This is a genomic window from Pseudogracilibacillus auburnensis (assembly GCF_003201975.1).
GTDB lineage: Bacteria > Bacillota > Bacilli > Bacillales > Amphibacillaceae > Pseudogracilibacillus > Pseudogracilibacillus auburnensis.
Genome location: NZ_QJJQ01000018.1, coordinates 69,686 through 86,737, shown reverse-complemented (window position 1 = coordinate 86,737; position 17,052 = coordinate 69,686). Strand labels below are relative to the sequence as shown.

17 protein-coding genes and 1 riboswitch are annotated in these 17,052 nt (G+C 36.0%); of the genes, 13 read left to right on the top strand and 4 right to left on the bottom strand.

Features of this window, described 5'->3' with window-relative positions; all coding sequences use genetic code 11:
* The first annotated feature begins 116 nt into the window (after positions 1–116).
* Both DFR56_RS19400 and DFR56_RS19395 read left to right on the top strand, forming a co-directional pair.
* Complete coding sequence (locus DFR56_RS19400) at positions 117–515, top strand: phage holin family protein (protein WP_110397112.1); 399 nt, start codon at positions 117–119, stop codon at positions 513–515.
* Positions 516–554: 39 nt separating this feature from the next.
* Positions 555–1,541, top strand: coding sequence for a peptidoglycan-binding protein (locus tag DFR56_RS19395; protein ID WP_110397111.1), 987 nt, complete (start codon positions 555–557; stop codon positions 1,539–1,541).
* Between the two features lie 32 nt (positions 1,542–1,573).
* Here the strand turns inward: DFR56_RS19395 and DFR56_RS19390 are convergent, their stop codons facing one another.
* Genes DFR56_RS19390 through DFR56_RS19380 form a run of 3 tightly spaced genes read right to left on the bottom strand, consistent with a single transcriptional unit; the run spans position 1,574 to position 3,334 of the window.
* On the bottom strand, positions 1,574–1,774 hold the full coding sequence (locus DFR56_RS19390; protein ID WP_244916591.1) for a hypothetical protein: 201 nt from the start codon (positions 1,772–1,774) through the stop codon (positions 1,574–1,576).
* Positions 1,775–1,793: 19 nt separating this feature from the next.
* Entirely contained in the window at positions 1,794–2,861 is a 1,068-nt protein-coding gene (locus tag DFR56_RS19385; RefSeq protein ID WP_158525728.1) for a serine/threonine-protein kinase, read from the bottom strand.
* 2 nt (positions 2,862–2,863) lie between these two features.
* A complete protein-coding gene (locus DFR56_RS19380) occupies positions 2,864–3,334 on the bottom strand; it encodes a hypothetical protein (protein ID WP_110397109.1) in 471 nt (156 codons plus the stop codon).
* Between the two features lie 591 nt (positions 3,335–3,925).
* Here DFR56_RS19380 and DFR56_RS23125 point away from each other — a divergent pair.
* On the top strand, positions 3,926–4,069 hold the full coding sequence (locus DFR56_RS23125) for a hypothetical protein (RefSeq protein WP_158525727.1): 144 nt from the start codon (positions 3,926–3,928) through the stop codon (positions 4,067–4,069).
* 76 nt (positions 4,070–4,145) lie between these two features.
* Here DFR56_RS23125 and DFR56_RS19375 read toward each other — a convergent pair whose 3' ends face one another.
* A complete protein-coding gene (locus DFR56_RS19375) occupies positions 4,146–4,721 on the bottom strand; it encodes a hypothetical protein (RefSeq protein WP_110397108.1) in 576 nt (191 codons plus the stop codon).
* Between the two features lie 498 nt (positions 4,722–5,219).
* Positions 5,220–5,371, top strand: a riboswitch (FMN riboswitch).
* Positions 5,372–5,567: 196 nt separating this feature from the next.
* Here DFR56_RS19375 and ribD point away from each other — a divergent pair.
* The 10 genes from ribD (at position 5,568) to DFR56_RS19325 (ending at position 16,696) form a co-directional block, all read left to right on the top strand.
* Complete coding sequence (ribD, locus tag DFR56_RS19370) at positions 5,568–6,653, top strand: bifunctional diaminohydroxyphosphoribosylaminopyrimidine deaminase/5-amino-6-(5-phosphoribosylamino)uracil reductase RibD (RefSeq protein WP_110397107.1); 1,086 nt, start codon at positions 5,568–5,570, stop codon at positions 6,651–6,653.
* 4 nt (positions 6,654–6,657) lie between these two features.
* Positions 6,658–7,260, top strand: coding sequence for a riboflavin synthase (gene ribE / locus DFR56_RS19365; protein ID WP_110397106.1), 603 nt, complete (start codon positions 6,658–6,660; stop codon positions 7,258–7,260).
* Between the two features lie 15 nt (positions 7,261–7,275).
* Positions 7,276–8,466: a bifunctional 3,4-dihydroxy-2-butanone-4-phosphate synthase/GTP cyclohydrolase II gene (locus DFR56_RS19360; RefSeq protein ID WP_110397105.1), complete on the top strand. Its 1,191-nt coding sequence runs from the start codon at positions 7,276–7,278 to the stop codon at positions 8,464–8,466.
* Positions 8,467–8,483: 17 nt separating this feature from the next.
* A complete protein-coding gene (gene ribH / locus DFR56_RS19355) occupies positions 8,484–8,960 on the top strand; it encodes a 6,7-dimethyl-8-ribityllumazine synthase (protein ID WP_110397104.1) in 477 nt (158 codons plus the stop codon).
* A 695-nt stretch (positions 8,961–9,655) separates the two neighbouring features.
* On the top strand, positions 9,656–9,859 hold the full coding sequence (locus DFR56_RS19350; protein ID WP_110397103.1) for a hypothetical protein: 204 nt from the start codon (positions 9,656–9,658) through the stop codon (positions 9,857–9,859).
* Between the two features lie 445 nt (positions 9,860–10,304).
* Positions 10,305–11,705, top strand: coding sequence for a cytochrome ubiquinol oxidase subunit I (locus DFR56_RS19345; RefSeq protein ID WP_110397102.1), 1,401 nt, complete (start codon positions 10,305–10,307; stop codon positions 11,703–11,705).
* Positions 11,695–12,708: a cytochrome d ubiquinol oxidase subunit II gene (gene cydB, locus DFR56_RS19340; protein ID WP_110397101.1), complete on the top strand. Its 1,014-nt coding sequence runs from the start codon at positions 11,695–11,697 to the stop codon at positions 12,706–12,708. Before DFR56_RS19345 ends, cydB begins: the two co-directional genes overlap by 11 nt.
* Positions 12,708–14,432, top strand: a complete 1,725-nt coding sequence (gene cydD, locus DFR56_RS19335) for a thiol reductant ABC exporter subunit CydD (protein WP_110397100.1) — start codon at positions 12,708–12,710, stop codon at positions 14,430–14,432. Before cydB ends, cydD begins: the two co-directional genes overlap by 1 nt.
* On the top strand, positions 14,429–16,144 hold the full coding sequence (cydC, locus tag DFR56_RS19330) for a thiol reductant ABC exporter subunit CydC (protein ID WP_110397099.1): 1,716 nt from the start codon (positions 14,429–14,431) through the stop codon (positions 16,142–16,144). The genes cydD and cydC overlap by 4 nt, the downstream gene beginning before the upstream one ends.
* A gap of 219 nt (positions 16,145–16,363) precedes the next feature.
* The gene (locus DFR56_RS19325; RefSeq protein WP_110397098.1) at positions 16,364–16,696 is read left to right on the top strand and encodes a DnaJ family domain-containing protein; all 333 of its coding nucleotides are present in this window, start codon (positions 16,364–16,366) and stop codon (positions 16,694–16,696) included.
* Positions 16,697–17,052: the final 356 nt, after the last annotated feature.

The following is a 17,052-nucleotide window of genomic DNA, read 5'->3' as shown; positions in this document are numbered from 1 at the left end:
ATGCGAAGATTGTAGTCACAATATACGATTTGAAGCTATCAGAAACTTTTTTAGAAAATATTAACACGTCCAATTAGGGGCGTATTTTTTATGTCAAAAATTTAATGGAGGTAATTATGGAAACTTTATTTAAATCAATTGTCGCTGTCCTTGGGGCGATCGTCACATTTTTATTGGGAGGTTGGTCGCCTTTGTTGCAAGTCTTAGTATTATTTATTGCATTTGATTATATTTTAGGGGTTTTAGTTGCTGCAAGTTATGGGCAATTAAATAGTAAAATCGGCTTTAGGGGTATTGCTAAAAAAGTAATGATCTTAGCGTTAGTCGCTGTAGCATATTCGATAGATACAATTATGGGAGATGGCACATTCATACGTGACGCAGTCATCTTTTTTTATTTAGCGAATGAATTGTTGTCCATCTTAGAAACAGTCGGTAAAACGAATTTACCAGTACCAGATGTTTTACGGAAAGCAGTAGAAACGTTAAACAGTAAATCAAAGAGTAGCGATTAAGTCGTTGCTCTATTTTAATTTGTGAAAGGGGATATTAACATGAGTTACGCATTTCAAAAGTTACCACAGTTAGTAGATCATAGATCATCCATTCTTAAAAATGGGTCGTATTCAAGACGTACACGAAAAATTACTGACCGTGTTTGGCACCACTCGTTAACTAAGAAAACGTTAGGTGGATCTGTTGCAGCAGCATTCGCGCGTTTTCATATTTCCTTAGGTTGGCCGGGTGTAGGTTATGCATTTATCATTGAACCTCAAAACGTTGTCAAAACTAATAAAGGTAATCGTGCAAGAATTGTTTATGCAAATGATATTAATCAACGTACTTATCATGTCGGGAACAGCAACCAATATTCTTTAGGTGTCTGTGTTGCTGGAGATTATCGAAGTGATAAATTAGACGATGCAACTAAAGGATCCATTGCGGAATTACATGCAGCATTAGTTGCTGATCAAATTGGTAACCAGGATAAATCACACCATGAAATGCCTGGTTATAGTTGGAAGGCTTGCTGTGTTTACAATTATAAAGAGGCATTTAAGTTTTTGAATTTAAGTAAACCAACTGCAAAAACTCCAAGTACTTATAAAATTCAAGAAGGTGACACGTTCTGGGGCATTGCTCACAACTTAGATGGCATTAGCGTAGAAGATTTAATTACTGCCAATCCAAAAGGAGATCCTAAAAAGTTAAAAGTTGGTCAGACAATTAACTTAGGTAAGGCTAAAAATACATTTACTCGTAAGCCTAGCCAACCAAAGAAACCACAGTCATCTTATAAGTACCCATTACCAAGCGGAATTTTAAGAAATGGTTCACGCGGTAATGGCGTTAAACAACTACAACGTGCCCTTAATGCGATTTATTTTAAATGTGGTTCTGTTGATGGAATACTAGGCCCTAAAACAGTAGATGCAATTAGACGCTTCCAAATGGTTTACTTACCGTATGAAGTGGACGGGGTATATGGTCCGCATACACGTGAGAAATTGCAAGCTGTGCTTAAGTCGAAAGGATATTAAATAAATAACAGGGCCCCTCGATCGTTGAGGGGCTATCTCTTAATATGTGCTTTTATTAACTTATTTGGATCAATAGGTTTTATTTCATCATATCCATTACCATGATCTATAGTATAAGAGTTGTTTCTTAAGTCAATAGAATTATTTTTAATTAATCGTTTGGACAATGGTGTGTTGATGGAAGGATTAGATAAATGTATTCTTTTTATTTTATCTTCTTCAAAGTACATCATTTACACCGCCCTTTATTTTTTAAAATTTGTCTCTCAGGAATTTAAAAGCATCTTTTTCTGAATCATGAGTGCCCGTAAATTTATGTTGTTTTCGAATGTTTCCGCTTCCTTTTGTTAATTTTTCCGCAGAAGTGATAAAATCATTTTGATTTCTTAATAAACTTACGGTTAAAATAGAACTTTCAGTATTGAGCGTCCATTCATAATTATTTTCATTTTTATTATATACCCAATCAAGCATTTTATCAATTTTACTAAGATGATTTATTATTGTTAGCACACTATTATATCTTTTATCAGTATCGACGTTTAGCATATTATTTATAACTCTAGAAAGACTTTTAGGGATGTGTGGAGGGTAAGAATGTCTGTCAGGAAATTTCCCTTTTTGAATATCCTCCACTATTTTATCGTTTTTTCCATTATGTTTTTTTATCAAGTTCTCAAGTTGTTTGTCGAAGGAATCGTTTCCATTACACATTCTGTATAGTGTAAGCCCAGCTTGATAAATGTCATCGTGAATAGACTTTTCATTTACATTATATGATTCAGGTGATCGATGAGTCCGGTATTGTATTGGTTGAGAGAACAGCCCATGCTCATTAAGGTATCCAGATAGTCCAAAATCAGTTAATATTGCCCTATCGGAATCATTAAGTATTATATTAGAAGGTTTAATGTCCACGTGTACCAGTCCGTTTATATGTATAAACAATAATCCTGAAAGAAAATCTAAAGAATATTTAATAATTTCTCTTACGGACAGCATTCGCTTTTCAATTATCGAATTCAAAGAACCATTATAATAATAAGGCATAGTGATATAAATAAATTCATCGTCTTCACCAGAATAATGTATAGGCATTATATTAGGATGCTTACTTTTATTTAGAATTTTTGCTTCAGCAAAGTAATCTGATACGTCTTGTTTGTCTAGAGACTTTTTAGTTATTTTTTTTAAGATTAACGCTTGGTCTAATTGATCGTCTTTTGCAAGCCAAACCTTTGAATTTTTACCTTCATTATTTCCAATTTCTTTCCATTGTGATAAAGATAATTGTATCTCTACCTGATTTATTTTTAACAACTTTAATCTCTCCTTGATGAAAGTAACGCTGATTTTGCGACTAGAAAACTTTCTCTGTGGTTTTGATCTATGTTTTCCCAGTTATTAACTAAATAAATATTTGAAGTACCGTCAATACATTCGTTAATTTCTGTGGCGGATATTCCTAGCCTTGATTGGATTGAAGATTTAGTACCAGCAAAATAATAAAGTATTGTGCTGTCCGAAAATAATTCCTGTATTACTCCTTCTATGTTTATCCTAAAACGATTCCAAGTTCTTGCATTCCCTTCGATAGTCCTAATCCCTGCATATTGAACGTCATATTCACAAATAATAGAGTGTAATGTAGTCCTAATAAAGGATAATTGCCTAGGAGTGTCGTTGTTTAATGCAATGGGGATAATTAGTGTTTCGTGTGTAATTTTTTCATCGTCTACAATTATTGTATAAAATATCGTTTTCGGAGTAACTCTTATTCCAATAGTCCTCAATGTATCTCCTCCTTATGCCCATGATAATATCGTAAAAAATGTAAGAATAGTAGTAAAATAGTTATATTTAGAAATATGAAGATCTATTAATATATGTGGGCTTATACCATGGAAAAAGTACCGTTTTGAACATTATTTAACTTACTCCTATATTTTAACTACTTCTAGTAAAAGAAGGATAAGTCGCCCTTAACGAATAACAAAACAATCCGCTAATCTCCAATGGTAAGGATAGCGGTGTTTTTATGCACACAATAATATAAAAAATACTCATACGCTATATACGAATGGAAATTATTTAGTCAGAGGGCTTAATTGCCTTCTTTTGTATCTTTATCGTTTTTGTTTTTAGTAAAATAAAGAGGATTCCAAAACATCCAAGTTTCAGAAATCTTATTAAAACCGAATGTTCGTAAACCGTTTGCGATTCGTCCGGAATTTGGCATTATCAAAAATATGATTATTCTGCAATTCTTGGATGCTAAATGTATTTGTTTGTTGTATAATGTCCCTAGAGAGTACCCCTTTAGTCTCTTGGGAATGTTTTAGTTGGCAACCATTAAACAATCGGACATTAGATGGAGGTATGGAATGTTAATAATACTAACGCTTATAGTTTTTGTTGGATTAGGAACAATAATCCATCATTTAATAAATTTACGTGATCAAAATAACATTATTATTGAGATTTTAAACGAGATGCATGATGATGCTATTAATGAAAAAGAAGATTGATAAAACTTGATGAACTTAAAAATAAAAAGGTTGTCTCTGGAATTTTTCCTTTTTAGAGACAACCTCTTTATCTACTTTAAAAACACCCTGCACTTCCTTTGGAAGTTTTAGCTCTTATACAATTACTATAATTCCAGTATCGTGTTGTAAGGTCTTTCATATATCCTGATGCGTGCAATTCTATACGTTTATTTGACGACCTAACAGCCCCAGCTGTTGTAAGATGGGCCCATTTACTTAATGTACCGCTAAACGCATACCCCGGTCGAGCGCTGGAAATACTCAGGAAAGACTCATTGCCACTGCAATTTTGTACGCGTACATAAGGTGAAAGGGTTAAATAAACTCCCATTTCAATTTTCTTTTTTGAACTAGTATAGTGTCTCCATTGAGTAGTACATGATGCCAATGCATTGACGGAATCTGTAATCCCTAATGCTTCTTTCGCTGTTGTTCGGTCTGTATTTTCTTTTTTCATATAATCTAAAATCACTTCTTCTTCAAACACAACACGGTATGACTGATCGTCTAATTCAATGTAGTTACCGTAATCCTCACTATTATCGTAATTCTCGCTAGCAAAGGTAGTTTCTGAATTAACTAAAAAAACACTTAATAATGTTACTAAAACCACTAAACTTATTTTCTTCAAAATTTACCACCTCTTTCTTTTTAATAGTTTGATTATTTTATATTATCCGTAAAAATGCAATACCATATTTGGTGGATAATGGCTTTGTGGGATTTATATGGTATTTATAATGGTCAATTTATACCATGTCTGATAGAAGGTTATGAATTTTGTGCTAATTCGGATAAAAGGGGGGAATTGTCAGGGATACAACAATTACCTTGTATCTTATCGTATTCTCTATCTGATTATTTAATAAACAAGAACATGTTTTTATAAAAATACTATACACGAATTAGTTACATAATAAGGATTGATGTTATAATGTAATTGAGGGCTGAAAAGCTAATTAATATAATATCTCGTCAACAAGTTGGCAATTGTTGCCCAATTGTTGCCCAAATTCAGCCTAAACTAGCATAAAGTAGCTTAAAATAACGTATTTGAAAAAGCAAAAAGCCTTTAAACTTGCCATTTAAGCGCACTTTAGCTAAAGTAAACATACAACTGCATACAAAATTAATTCTTCGGGGTCGGGTGAAATTCCCAATCGACGGTGATAAGGACTACAATCCTTATAAGCCCGTGACCTGTGCTACATTTAGGGTGGCATGGCTGATCTGGTGTAACTCCAGAGCCGACAGTTAAAGTCTGGATGGGAGAAGAATTGTTAAACGAGTGAATAGGTAATGGTGCAACATGCCTCTTTTCTTTGAGCTTGCATATTTTGTAATGGAAAAAAGAGAGGATAGTTGTGTCTGTTTACGTGTATTTTTAGCACGTCTATTTGCTTATTTAATACATTCTATTAAGTTTAAACCTCTGAGGAAATCAGGGGTTTTTTTACGTTTAAAAGGAGGGATTAGGTTGTTAGATAAAGAGTATATGAAACTAGCATTGCAACTCGCAAAAAGTGTGAAAGGTCAAACAACCCCGAATCCACCAGTTGGTGCAGTTGTTGTAAAGGATGGTGCCATAATAGGCTTTGGTGCCCATTTAAAAAGTGGGGAGGAGCATGCGGAAGTTATTGCATTACAAATGGCGGGTGAGAAAGCACATGATGCAACGATATTTGTTACATTGGAACCGTGTAGTCATGATGGTAAAACCGCTCCTTGCGCAGATCTCATCATCAAAAAAGGGATAAAAAGAGTTGTGATTGCCTGTACAGATTACCATGAAAAAGTTGCTGGAAGCGGGATAATGAAATTAACGAAAGCTGGAATTGATGTTGAAGTAGGACTATTGCACAAAGAAGCTTTGCAACTGTATGATGTTTTTTTCCATTATATTAAAAACAAACTACCTTATGTTACGGTAAAGTCGGCTGTTAGTCTTGATGGAAAAATAGCAACAGCCAAAGGAGATAGTAAATGGATTACGAATAAAACAGCTCGTACAGATGTGCATCACTATCGACATTGTCATGATGCTATTTTAGTCGGAATCAATACTGTCTTAAATGATAATCCACGCTTAACGACACGAATACAAAATGGAAAAAACCCTGTTCGTATCATATTAGATACACATTTACGAACACCTTTACATGCAAATGTTGTAACAGATAAGCAAGCTGAAACATGGATATTCGTTGGGGAGAGAGTTTCAGCAGAGAGAAAAGAACCATTTAAGAATAACCAGTTCGTTCGTATTTTTACTGTTGAAAGTGAAAAAATTGATATAAAAAATGTGTTAAGAATTGTTGCATTGGAAGGCATTACCTCTGTTTTTGTGGAAGGTGGAGCAACGGTAAATGATGCTTTTTTGCAAAAGAACTTAATGAATCAATTCATTATGTATATAGCCCCGATTATCATTGGTGGAAAAAATGCAAAAACATCGTTTGCAGGGGAAGGTTTTCAAAAATTAACAGAAGCGCTGGAATTTCAAATAAAGCAAGTAGAAAAAATGGATGACAATTTGAAAATTGTAGCTGTAAGAAAGGGATGATGTAATGTTTACTGGGATAGTAGAGGAAGTCGGGGAAATTACTCATATACATGAATTGTCTAAACAGGCAATTCAATTATCGATCAAAGCTGAGAAAATATTAGCTGATATTCAACTTGGTGACAGTATTGCTGTAAATGGAATTTGTTTAACAGTAATTGCCTTTAATCATACCATTTTTCAAGTTGATGTCATGCCTGAGACGATAAAAACAACATCACTTGCTTATCTAAAGATAGGAGCTCCTGTTAACTTAGAACGTTCTTTACAGGCGCAAGATCGGTTTGGCGGTCATTTTGTAACAGGGCATGTAGACGGTGTCGGAAAAATTATTCGTAGAGAGCCTGTGGAAAATGCCGTTTATTATGATATCAACGTGTCCAAAAAATTAATCCGTTACTTTATAATGAAAGGATCAGTTGCTGTCGAAGGAGTTAGTTTAACGATCTTTGGTATTAAGCCAAGCGACGGTGTTTTTACGATTTCATTAATCCCCCACACCGTTAATGTTACGATACTTGGGGAAAAAGCTGTTGGAGATATTGTCAATATTGAATGTGATATGTTAGCAAAACATGTACACCATTATTTACAGGTACAAAACTAAAAGGGAGGGAAAAAAATGTTTCATACGATAGAAGAAGCAATTGCTGATTTACAACAAGGGAAGATAATCATTGTGGTGGATGATGAAGATCGTGAAAACGAAGGTGATTTTGTAGCACTTTCTGAAAAAATAACACCTGAAACGATTAATTTTATGATTACACATGGAAAAGGTCTAGTTTGTACGTCCATTACACCACAACTTGCGGAAAAGCTAGAATTACCTTTAATGACAGCACGAAATACCGACCCTTACAGTACCGCTTTTACAGTTAGTATCGATCATAAAGATACTACGACAGGCATAAGTGCATTTGAACGGGCGTTAACGATCAAAGCTTTAACAAAGAAGAGCGTAACAAAATCAGAGTTTAAACAGCCAGGTCATGTGTTTCCACTTATCGCGAAAGCGGGGGGCGTTTTAGAGCGTCCAGGTCATACAGAAGCATCGACTGATTTGGCCTTATTAAGTGGGGCATTTCCATCTGGTGTGATTTGCGAAATTGTGAAAGAAGATGGTTCGATGGCTCGTATTCTCGATTTACAAAAAATCGCTCAAACATTCAAGATGAAAATGATTACGATTGAAGATTTAGTTGCCTATCGTAAAAAACACGGAACAAGAGTGGTACGTGAGGCTGAAACGACGTTAGCAACTAAGTTTGGTGAATTTCGGATGATTGGTTACTCCAACAATCTTGATGATAAGGAACATCTTGCCCTTGTGAAAGGGGAGGTGGATCATAATGAAGCTGTTTTAACCCGTATCCATTCAGAATGTTTAACTGGAGATATTTTTCACTCACTCCGTTGTGACTGTGGTCCCCAATTGGAATCGGCACTTGAAATGATAAATGATCACGGTAGTGGCGTGCTAGTATATATGCGTCAAGAAGGAAGAGGCATCGGACTTTTTAATAAATTACGTGCTTATGAACTTCAAGATACAGGACTTGACACGGTTGAAGCGAATCACGCCTTAGGTTTTTCGGATGACTTACGAGAGTACGGGATTAGTGCTGCTATTTTAAAAGATTTACAAGTTCGTGAGGTTGAATTAGTAACAAATAATCCGAGGAAAATTGCAGCATTAGAATCAAACGAGGTGAAGGTAGTAAAACGTGTGCCAATTGAAATAGCTGCACATGATGAAAACTATAGATACTTGGCAACTAAAAAGCAGAAACTAGGACATTTATTAACTTAATAGAGGGAGAGATAAAAGTGGGGAAAACTTTTTCAGGAAATGTCGTTGGAACAAATTTGAAGATTGGAATTGTAATTGGTAGATTTAATGATCTTATCACTAAAAACTTACTAGAAGGTGCACTAGGTGCATTGAAGAGCCATGATGTAGTTGAGGAAAATATTGATGTCGCCTGGGTACCAGGCGCTTTTGAAATACCGTTAATTGCAAAACAAATGGCAGAACAGTCCTATGATGCAGTAATTGCGCTTGGTGCAGTTATACGTGGTGCGACACCTCATTTTGATTATGTCTGTAATGAAGCGGCAAAAGGTATTGCACAAGCAAGTTTGCAAACTGGAAAACCAATTATTTTTGGAGTTATCACGACAGACACGATTGAGCAAGCGATCGAACGTTCAGGTACAACGAGCGGGAATAAAGGTACAGATGCAGCAGTGTCGGCAATTGAAATGGCAAACTTGGTAAAAGAAATTGAAAAAAAGAACCTATAGTAAAGCGATTTGATGTTTGTACCATCATTCTGGTAAAACAGCTTACTTAATATCGCTTTACAGCCGACAAACTACAAGTTTCGTCCGGTTATGACTAGGGTCTTGGTATTCATGGATTTGAAAAGTGGTGCGGCATATCGCAAGGAAGGAACTAGTGAATGGACGCTAACACTTTCGGGAAAGTGCGGGAATTTTCGGGAAAGTGCGTAAAATCTTAAGTCTAGTGCGGAAATTTTCGAGAAGTTGCGGAAATCCTTGAGCCCAGTGCGGGAATTTTCGGGAAAGTGCGGAAATCCTTGAGCCCAGTGCGGAAATTTTCGGGAAAGTGCGGAAACCCTTGAGTCTAGTGCGGAAATTTTCGGGAAAGTGCGTAAAACCTTAAGCCAAGCGCAAACTATAAGAAACCAGAAATAGGTTGAAGACTTGGATCGGGTTTTTACTCACCAATAAGGACTTAATTTCCAATCCTACCATTCAATGATGGAAAAATGTAAAACAAGTTACAATTCCGCTCTCATTTACCATGGGATAATGAAAAAACAGCTAAATGGGCAGAATTTCCGTAACTAGTTTAATCCTACCTTATATTTTATAGAAGAGGCTAATCATTATTTATTCCTGTCCCTTCTCATTGGATTTTTTCCTATAGTGCGTTAAAATTGGCTTTAGGAATGATCGTTTAGGGGATGATTAAAATGAAAGTGGATTTAAAGTTTTATGGCTATCAAATTTTGGGTGTATTAATTATCTGGCTTGGGATGACTTTTTTTCTGAAAGATATTGAAGGAGCAGGTAAATTAATTTATTATGTTGTTACCTCTTGGTTATTATTTTTAATCGTCTTAACTGGGAAAAAGTTTATTAGTGACCGTAAAGAGAAAAATGACGAATCACGATAAAGGGTAAGCAGCAAGATCATGAAAAACTTCTAATTCTATTAGGAGTTTTTTCTTATTAATGAAAGGGAATAGAAAATAAATAACATATATTAACATGAAAACGCATTCTCCACAAAATGTCAATAAACCGCCATGAAACCGTACGGAGTTTGTAATAGTTGCTAACGAGTGCATAGCAAATATAACGTATACTAAAAGTACAGTTACGTGGATAATCAATTATTTTAAATAGATTACTTATAAGAGGTTGTTCAAAAAGTCCAACAAACATGACACATCGAATTTCTCCGTTGGCAGATAAGAAAGGGTAAATCCTTTCTTACTGATCACTGGCTAAAGGCGCGCAGTCCCAGGACGTGGCGTTATTAGCCAGTGGAACTTCTTAGATCCCCATTTTATCGGTCTTTTTGAACACGTACTTTTAAGGCAGAGGAGATGTTAATAAATGGATCCGTTAGTCATTGCCCGCCTACAATTTGCGTCAACGACAATCTTTCATTATTTTTTCGTTCCGGTTTCAATTGGTTTAGCTTTTACGATTGCCATTATGCAAACTTTATATGTAATCAAAGGTAATGACATTTATAAAAAGATGACAAAATTTTGGGCTGTTTTATTTCTCATTAATTTTGCTGTCGGTGTAGTTACTGGTATATTACAAGAATTCCAGTTTGGGATGAACTGGTCAACATATTCACGATTTGTCGGTGATGTATTTGGTCCATCTCTTGCGATTGAAGGGTTACTCGCTTTTTTTATGGAATCAACGTTTATTGGAATTTGGGTATTCGGTTGGAACCGACTTTCCAAAAAGGTACACTTAGCGTCTATTTGGCTTGTATCAATTGGTACCATTTTATCCGCATTTTGGATTTTATCAGCGAACTCCTTTATGCAAAATCCAGTAGGGTTTGAATTTGCTGATGGTAGAGCACAAATGAATGACTTTTTAGCGATTTTAACGAACCCACATTTATGGGCACAATTTCCGCATGTGTTATTAACTTCTTTGGCAACAGGAGCGTTTGTTGTCGCAGGAATCAGTGCATGGAAAATTGCACGTAAACATGATCTTGAAATGTTTAAAAAGTCTTTTCGAATTGCAATTACAATTGGCGCCGTATCCGCATTTGCTATTCTCTTTACAGGACACTGGCAAGCGCAGTATCTTGTGAAATCACAGCCAATGAAAATGGCGGCAGCTGAAGCACTTTGGGAAACAAGTTCAGATCCAGCACCATTTACGGTACTTGCAAAAATTAATACAGAAGAAACACAAAATGATTTTGAAATTCAGATCCCATTTTTACTAAGCTTTCTATCTTTTAATCAGTTTAGCGGTTCATTGGAAGGAATGAATCAACTACAAGAAATGTATGTAGAAAAATACGGGCCAGGTGACTATATACCACCTGTTCAAACATTGTTCTGGGTTTTCCGGATTATGACCGGAGCTGGTGGGGTCATGTTATTACTCGGCTTTTACGGTATGTACGCCTCAAGAAAAGATACGATAGCGAATAACAAATGGTATTTAAAAGTAATGACGTATGGAATAGCTTTACCGTTTATCGCAAATACGGCTGGGTGGATTTTAACGGAGATGGGTAGACAGCCATGGGTTGTCTTTGGTCTGATGAAAACAGAAGATGCTGTATCACCTTCAGTAACAGCAAATGAAATGTTATTTTCACTTATTTCTTTTACATTGCTTTATACAGTGCTTGCAATTGTGACGATCTATTTATTCGTTCGCCATATAAAGAAGAAAGATCATGATGAAAAAGAACATGATGTAGCGCAAGATCCTTTCGATAAAGAAGGAGGTGCGGAAGTTGTCTCTTAATGAATTTTGGTTTATATTGATTACCATTTTATTTGTTGGATTTTTCGTCTTAGAAGGTTTTGACTTTGGGGTAGGAATTGTTTCACGCTTTTTAGGAAAAAATGATCGTGAGAAGCGTTTATATATTAACACGATAGGCCCTTTCTGGGATGCGAATGAAGTGTGGCTGATTACGGCAGGTGGTGCGATGTTTGCAGCTTATCCTCATTGGTATGCAACGATGTTTAGTGGATTTTATATCCCGCTCGTCTTTATGCTGCTCGCGCTTATTTTACGGGGAGTTTCCTTTGAATTTCGTGGGAAGGTAGATAGCCAGCGTTGGCGAAATACGTGGGACTGGGCATTATGGTTTGGGAGTTTTTTACCGCCTATCTTATGGGGAGTCGTTTTAGCTAATTTCATGACAGGAATGCCAATTAACCAAGATAAAGAAATGGTAGGTAGCTTCTTACAGTTTTTACATCCATTCGCCTTACTTGGTGGGATCATGTTCCTTATGTTAACTATTACACACGGTCTACAATTCATTACGATACGTACAACAGGAGAATTACAAGAACGCGCTCGAAATATCGGAAGAAAAGTCGCGCCTGTAACGATTATTTTATTTTTAGCATTTATCGTTGTTGGCTACTTTATTTCAGATGTATTTACGTATCATGGTCAAACATTTATGGTAATTCCAATTCTGGCTTGGGTGTCATTACTCTTTGCTAACCTTTATAATAATCAAAAATTGGACCTTAATGCTTTTATTTTAACAACTATTACTATTATATTATTAACTGGCAGTATATTTATCGGTATGTTTCCACGCGTCATGATCAGTTCGATTTCTGATGCGTATAGTTTAACAGTGTACAACGCTGCATCAGGCGCTTACACATTAAAAGTAATGACTTACTTTTCATTAACCCTTTTACCATTTGTATTAGGGTATACTGCTTGGAGTTATTTTATCTTCCGAAAACGACTTAAAAAAGATGATGAGTTGGAATATTAATGAATGAAAAACGACAAAAAGGATTGCCTAATTACCCAGGATCCTTTCTCACACATAGTTTGCTTACGATATTAATTATTGGTGAAGCTGTTGCTATTATTGCCCAAGCGTTCTTTTTAGCTCGGGCAATCACCTTTTTATTTCAAAGAATGCCGATCGGGGACGTGGTAACTGATATTGGCTTCTTTTTTGCTGCTTTTATTATTCGCTATGTGCTTACACATATAGAAGTCGCGATCGCAGAAAGGTACGCGATCAATACAGCACGAATGTTACGCGGAAAATTGCTACATCGTTATTTTCATCAGAACCTTTCTTTTGTTCAACAACTAGGAACAGGTCATTTAGTGACACTTTTGATGGAAGGGGTTGACCATGTAAAAAAGTATGTAGAGATAATTGGGATCCGCATGATTAAAACGGCGATCATCCCTATAGCAATCGTTATCTACGTTTATTTTTATGATCCCATATCTTCCATTATTTTAGTTGTTACCGTACCGATCGTCGTTGTTTTTATGATTTTATTAGGAATGGCTGCAGAAAAAATGGCAGATAAACAATATGCAACATATACAAGACTTTCCAATCATTTTATTGATTCGCTAAAAGGACTCGAAACATTAACCTATTTAGGTAAAAGTCGGCAGCATGCAAAGAAGATTGGTCGTGTTAGTTCAGATTACCGAAAAGCAACAATGAAAACGTTGCGAGTAGCTTTTTTATCTTCTTTTGCTTTAGACTTTTTTACAAGTTTGTCCATTGCTTTTGTAGCAGTTGGGTTAGGTCTACGGTTAATTGATGGGGAAATTACGCTCCTTCCTGCCTTAACGATTTTAATTTTAGCTCCAGAATATTTTTCGCCAATTAAACAAGTCGGAAAAGATTATCATGCAACATTGGATGGTCAAATTGCGATGACGGAGATTAATACGTTAATAGAGGGAGGCGGATCGAAAGTCACTACCGCCAATTCATCCTTACAATGGGATGCTGCGAGCACACTTGCTTTTTACGATATTACAATTAAAATGAAGGAAAAATTACTTTTAAACAATCTTTCTTTTCAAATGAAAACAGGAATGATTGGTATTGTCGGCGCAAGCGGTGCTGGAAAATCAACACTGCTACATATCCTTGCGGGAAGGCTTCAGCCTAGCGAAGGGGATATGTTTCTGAATGGAAAAAAAGTCGAATCGCTAAACGACGAATCTTGGCTATCCCAAATTGCGTACATTCCACAACAGCCATATATTTTCCCGTTATCGCTTGCAGATAATATTCGCTTTTATAGACCAAAAGCATCAGATGAACAGGTACAGCAAATCATTCAGAAAATTGGATTAGAAGATTTTGTCGCGACCTTACCGAATGGCATGGAGGAAAAAATAGGGGAAGGCGGTCGGGCATTAAGTGGTGGGCAAGAACAGCGGGTTGCTCTTGCTCGTGCATTATTAAGTGAAAAGCCAATCATCTTGCTTGATGAACCATCGTCCCATTTAGATATCGAAACAGAATATGAAATAAAACAATTAATTCTCCACTTATTTAAGGGAAGGCTCGTTGTCTTAGCAACCCACCGCCTTCATTGGATGATGCAGATGGATCATATTTTTATGTTAGAACAGGGACACTTAATGGAACAAGGAACACATGAAGAGTTGGTCGCTAAGCGAGGAAAATATGAACAATTTATCCAGTGGAGAAGGGAGGAAGGAAAATGAATAGCTGGATTACACCGTATGTAAAGCAATATAAAGCTCGCATCGTATTTGCAATTTTATTCGCTATTTTAGGTGTGACATCAGGGGCGATGCTTTTATTCGTTTCTGGTTATTTAATTTCGAAATCCTCTCTTAGACCAGAAAATATTATGGTCGTCTATGTACCGATTGTTTCCGTACGTGCTTTCAGTATCGGGCAAGCGGTTTTTCCTTACCTAGAAAAATTAGTAAGCCATGACATTGTCTTACGAATTTTGGTCAAATATAGACAAAGATTGTACGATATTATTGAACCGCAAGCGATATTTTTGCAAAGTCGTTTTAGAACAGGCGATCTATTGAGTGTCTTATCCAATGATATTGAAAAACTTCAAGATTTTTATATTCGCACACTACTCCCAAGCATTATCGGAATTGTTGTTTATAGTATAGTTGCCATCGTAATCGGATTTTTTGATTGGATGTTTATGGTGATGATTTTATGTTTGCTCGGCATCATTGTATTTCTTATGCCATTTATTTCGTATATTGTTATGAAGAAAAACCATTTGTTTATGAAAAAGCAAAGAGGTACGTTATACCAACATATTACGGATGCGATGTTCGGTCAACTTGATTGGCTCGTAAGTGGTAGAGTAAATGAAGTCATAAGGAAAGTAACGATTGAAAATGGCGCATTATTAAAAAAAGAAGCGGATGTAAATCGTTGGCATCATATTCGCGATGCATTTTTACGTTTTGTTGTCGGGATTGTTATTGTTGCTATGATGTTTTGGGCAAATTCCATGACTGGTGATGGAACGATTTCAGCCACATTAATCGCGGCATTTGTTCTGATGATGTTTTCCGTTACGGATGCACTTTTACCAATTAGTGATGCAGTAGAGGAAATTCCTGCTTATCTCGATTCGCTGGAACGCATGGAAGAAACCGATGGGGATCGGGTTGTAGCAAATAATACGAACCCAGCAAAGAAAATCAATTGGAACTCGCCAACTCTCTATATTGAAAATGTAAGTTACCGTTACGACCACGCAACTAGAAACACGGTCGATCATTTGACTTTAACAATCGAACCAGGAAAAAAAATCGCTATCTTAGGGAAAAGTGGTACTGGTAAATCGACACTGTTAAAACTAATTGCAGGTGTCATTGACCCAGATCAAGGGGAAATCCGATTAGATGATGTGAAAATGGGGCGTGATTTTTTAGCTGAAGCAGTTTCTGTTTTAAATCAAAAACCTCATTTGTTTCATACAACGATTGCAAATAATGTTCGAATTGGTAAGCCTAATGCGACGGATGAAGAGATAAGGGAGGCACTAAAACAAGCGCAAATTCTAGAAATGATTGAACAATTACCTAAAGGTATTCATACACAAATGGATGAAATGGGAAAGCGTTTTTCGGGTGGAGAAAGACAAAGGATCGCTTTTGCACGTGTACTTATCCAACATACACCTATCATTTTAATGGATGAACCGACGACAGGGCTTGATCCAAAGACAGAAAGAGATTTACTCGTAACGATGCTTGAAGCGGCGAAAGAAAAGACCGTCATTTGGGTTACACATCATTTAGCAGGTGCGGAATTAATGGATGAAGTGATCTTTTTGGAGCAAGGAAATATTAAATTGCAGGGCAGTCATGAAGACTTGATGGAAACGAATGAATATTACCGGCAATTGTATCAAATGGATGAAGCGTGGTAAATAAGATGCTTTCTCAATATCTTTCACATAAAATTCTACTCTAAATAAGATGGACAACTAGTTCACTCCTTTTGACAGATGATGCTTTTTGAATTTGATATTAGTCTAAGTTATTAAAAAAAATGTAATATATTGTAAAAATTGGTACTTTTATTATAACGTAATAAGTGACTTGCATCCAAAAATTAACAGTGAGTTTGAACTTAATGAGGTGAAGGTGTGGAAAAGAAATATAATGATTTAATTGGGGATATTTTAAAAAGATCAGGGGATGACATGGAAGTGGAAGGTAAAGGCAAGCCGTTACCTAAAAATTACTTGGAAATGGATCTGTATCAAAATTTTCAAAAGATTGCTAAGGATGCAGGTTTTTTGCCTGAATGGTTAAAACTGCAAAAAGAAATAACTAGTTTAATTCATTCGTGTACCATAGAGGAAGATCTAATCATCATTAATGAAAAAATTGAAAAATATAACATTATTTGTCCTCCACCTTTTCAAAAAAGCAAGATTACGATGGAAACATTGGAAAAAGAGAAACGGAATTGGTGATATAGGAAATGGGGGGATAATTTAGCAGGGTGCTTATTAATGTGTGCTGCTGCTTCATCGTTCTTCACAATCATACCACCTACTTTACAAGCAATTGCTGGATACGCATTAATTAAAAAGAAAAAATAAATACCAGTTAGAAACCAATCGTGCCTAGTTTATCGTTTTCCAGCTCCTCATGGCAGAATACCCCAAGTTAATAATGGATCTTCGTATGAACGATGATTTTGTAGAAACATTCATCGGTTAGTATTTTTCACAACGAATAAGGATGTTGGAGCAATGTATGCGTCCTTATTTCCGACAAATCGCTCGGCATACTAAAGGCTAGCACGATTCATCTAATAATCGTACAT

Excerpts from the sequence above, each read along its gene's own strand:
- DFR56_RS23125 (WP_158525727.1), top strand. The coding sequence starts at position 3,926 with ATGTTAATAATACTAACGCTTATAGTTTTTGTTGGATTAGGAACAATA.
- ribE (WP_110397106.1), top strand. The coding sequence starts at position 6,658 with ATGTTTACTGGGATAGTAGAGGAAGTCGGGGAAATTACTCATATACAT.
- cydC (WP_110397099.1), top strand. The coding sequence starts at position 14,429 with ATGAATAGCTGGATTACACCGTATGTAAAGCAATATAAAGCTCGCATC.
- DFR56_RS19390 (WP_244916591.1), bottom strand. The coding sequence starts at position 1,774 with ATGATGTACTTTGAAGAAGATAAAATAAAAAGAATACATTTATCTAAT.
- DFR56_RS19395 (WP_110397111.1), top strand. The coding sequence starts at position 555 with ATGAGTTACGCATTTCAAAAGTTACCACAGTTAGTAGATCATAGATCA.
- DFR56_RS19360 (WP_110397105.1), top strand. The coding sequence starts at position 7,276 with ATGTTTCATACGATAGAAGAAGCAATTGCTGATTTACAACAAGGGAAG.
- DFR56_RS19345 (WP_110397102.1), top strand. The coding sequence starts at position 10,305 with ATGGATCCGTTAGTCATTGCCCGCCTACAATTTGCGTCAACGACAATC.
- cydD (WP_110397100.1), top strand. The coding sequence starts at position 12,708 with ATGAATGAAAAACGACAAAAAGGATTGCCTAATTACCCAGGATCCTTT.
- DFR56_RS19350 (WP_110397103.1), top strand. The coding sequence starts at position 9,656 with ATGAAAGTGGATTTAAAGTTTTATGGCTATCAAATTTTGGGTGTATTA.
- DFR56_RS19400 (WP_110397112.1), top strand. The coding sequence starts at position 117 with ATGGAAACTTTATTTAAATCAATTGTCGCTGTCCTTGGGGCGATCGTC.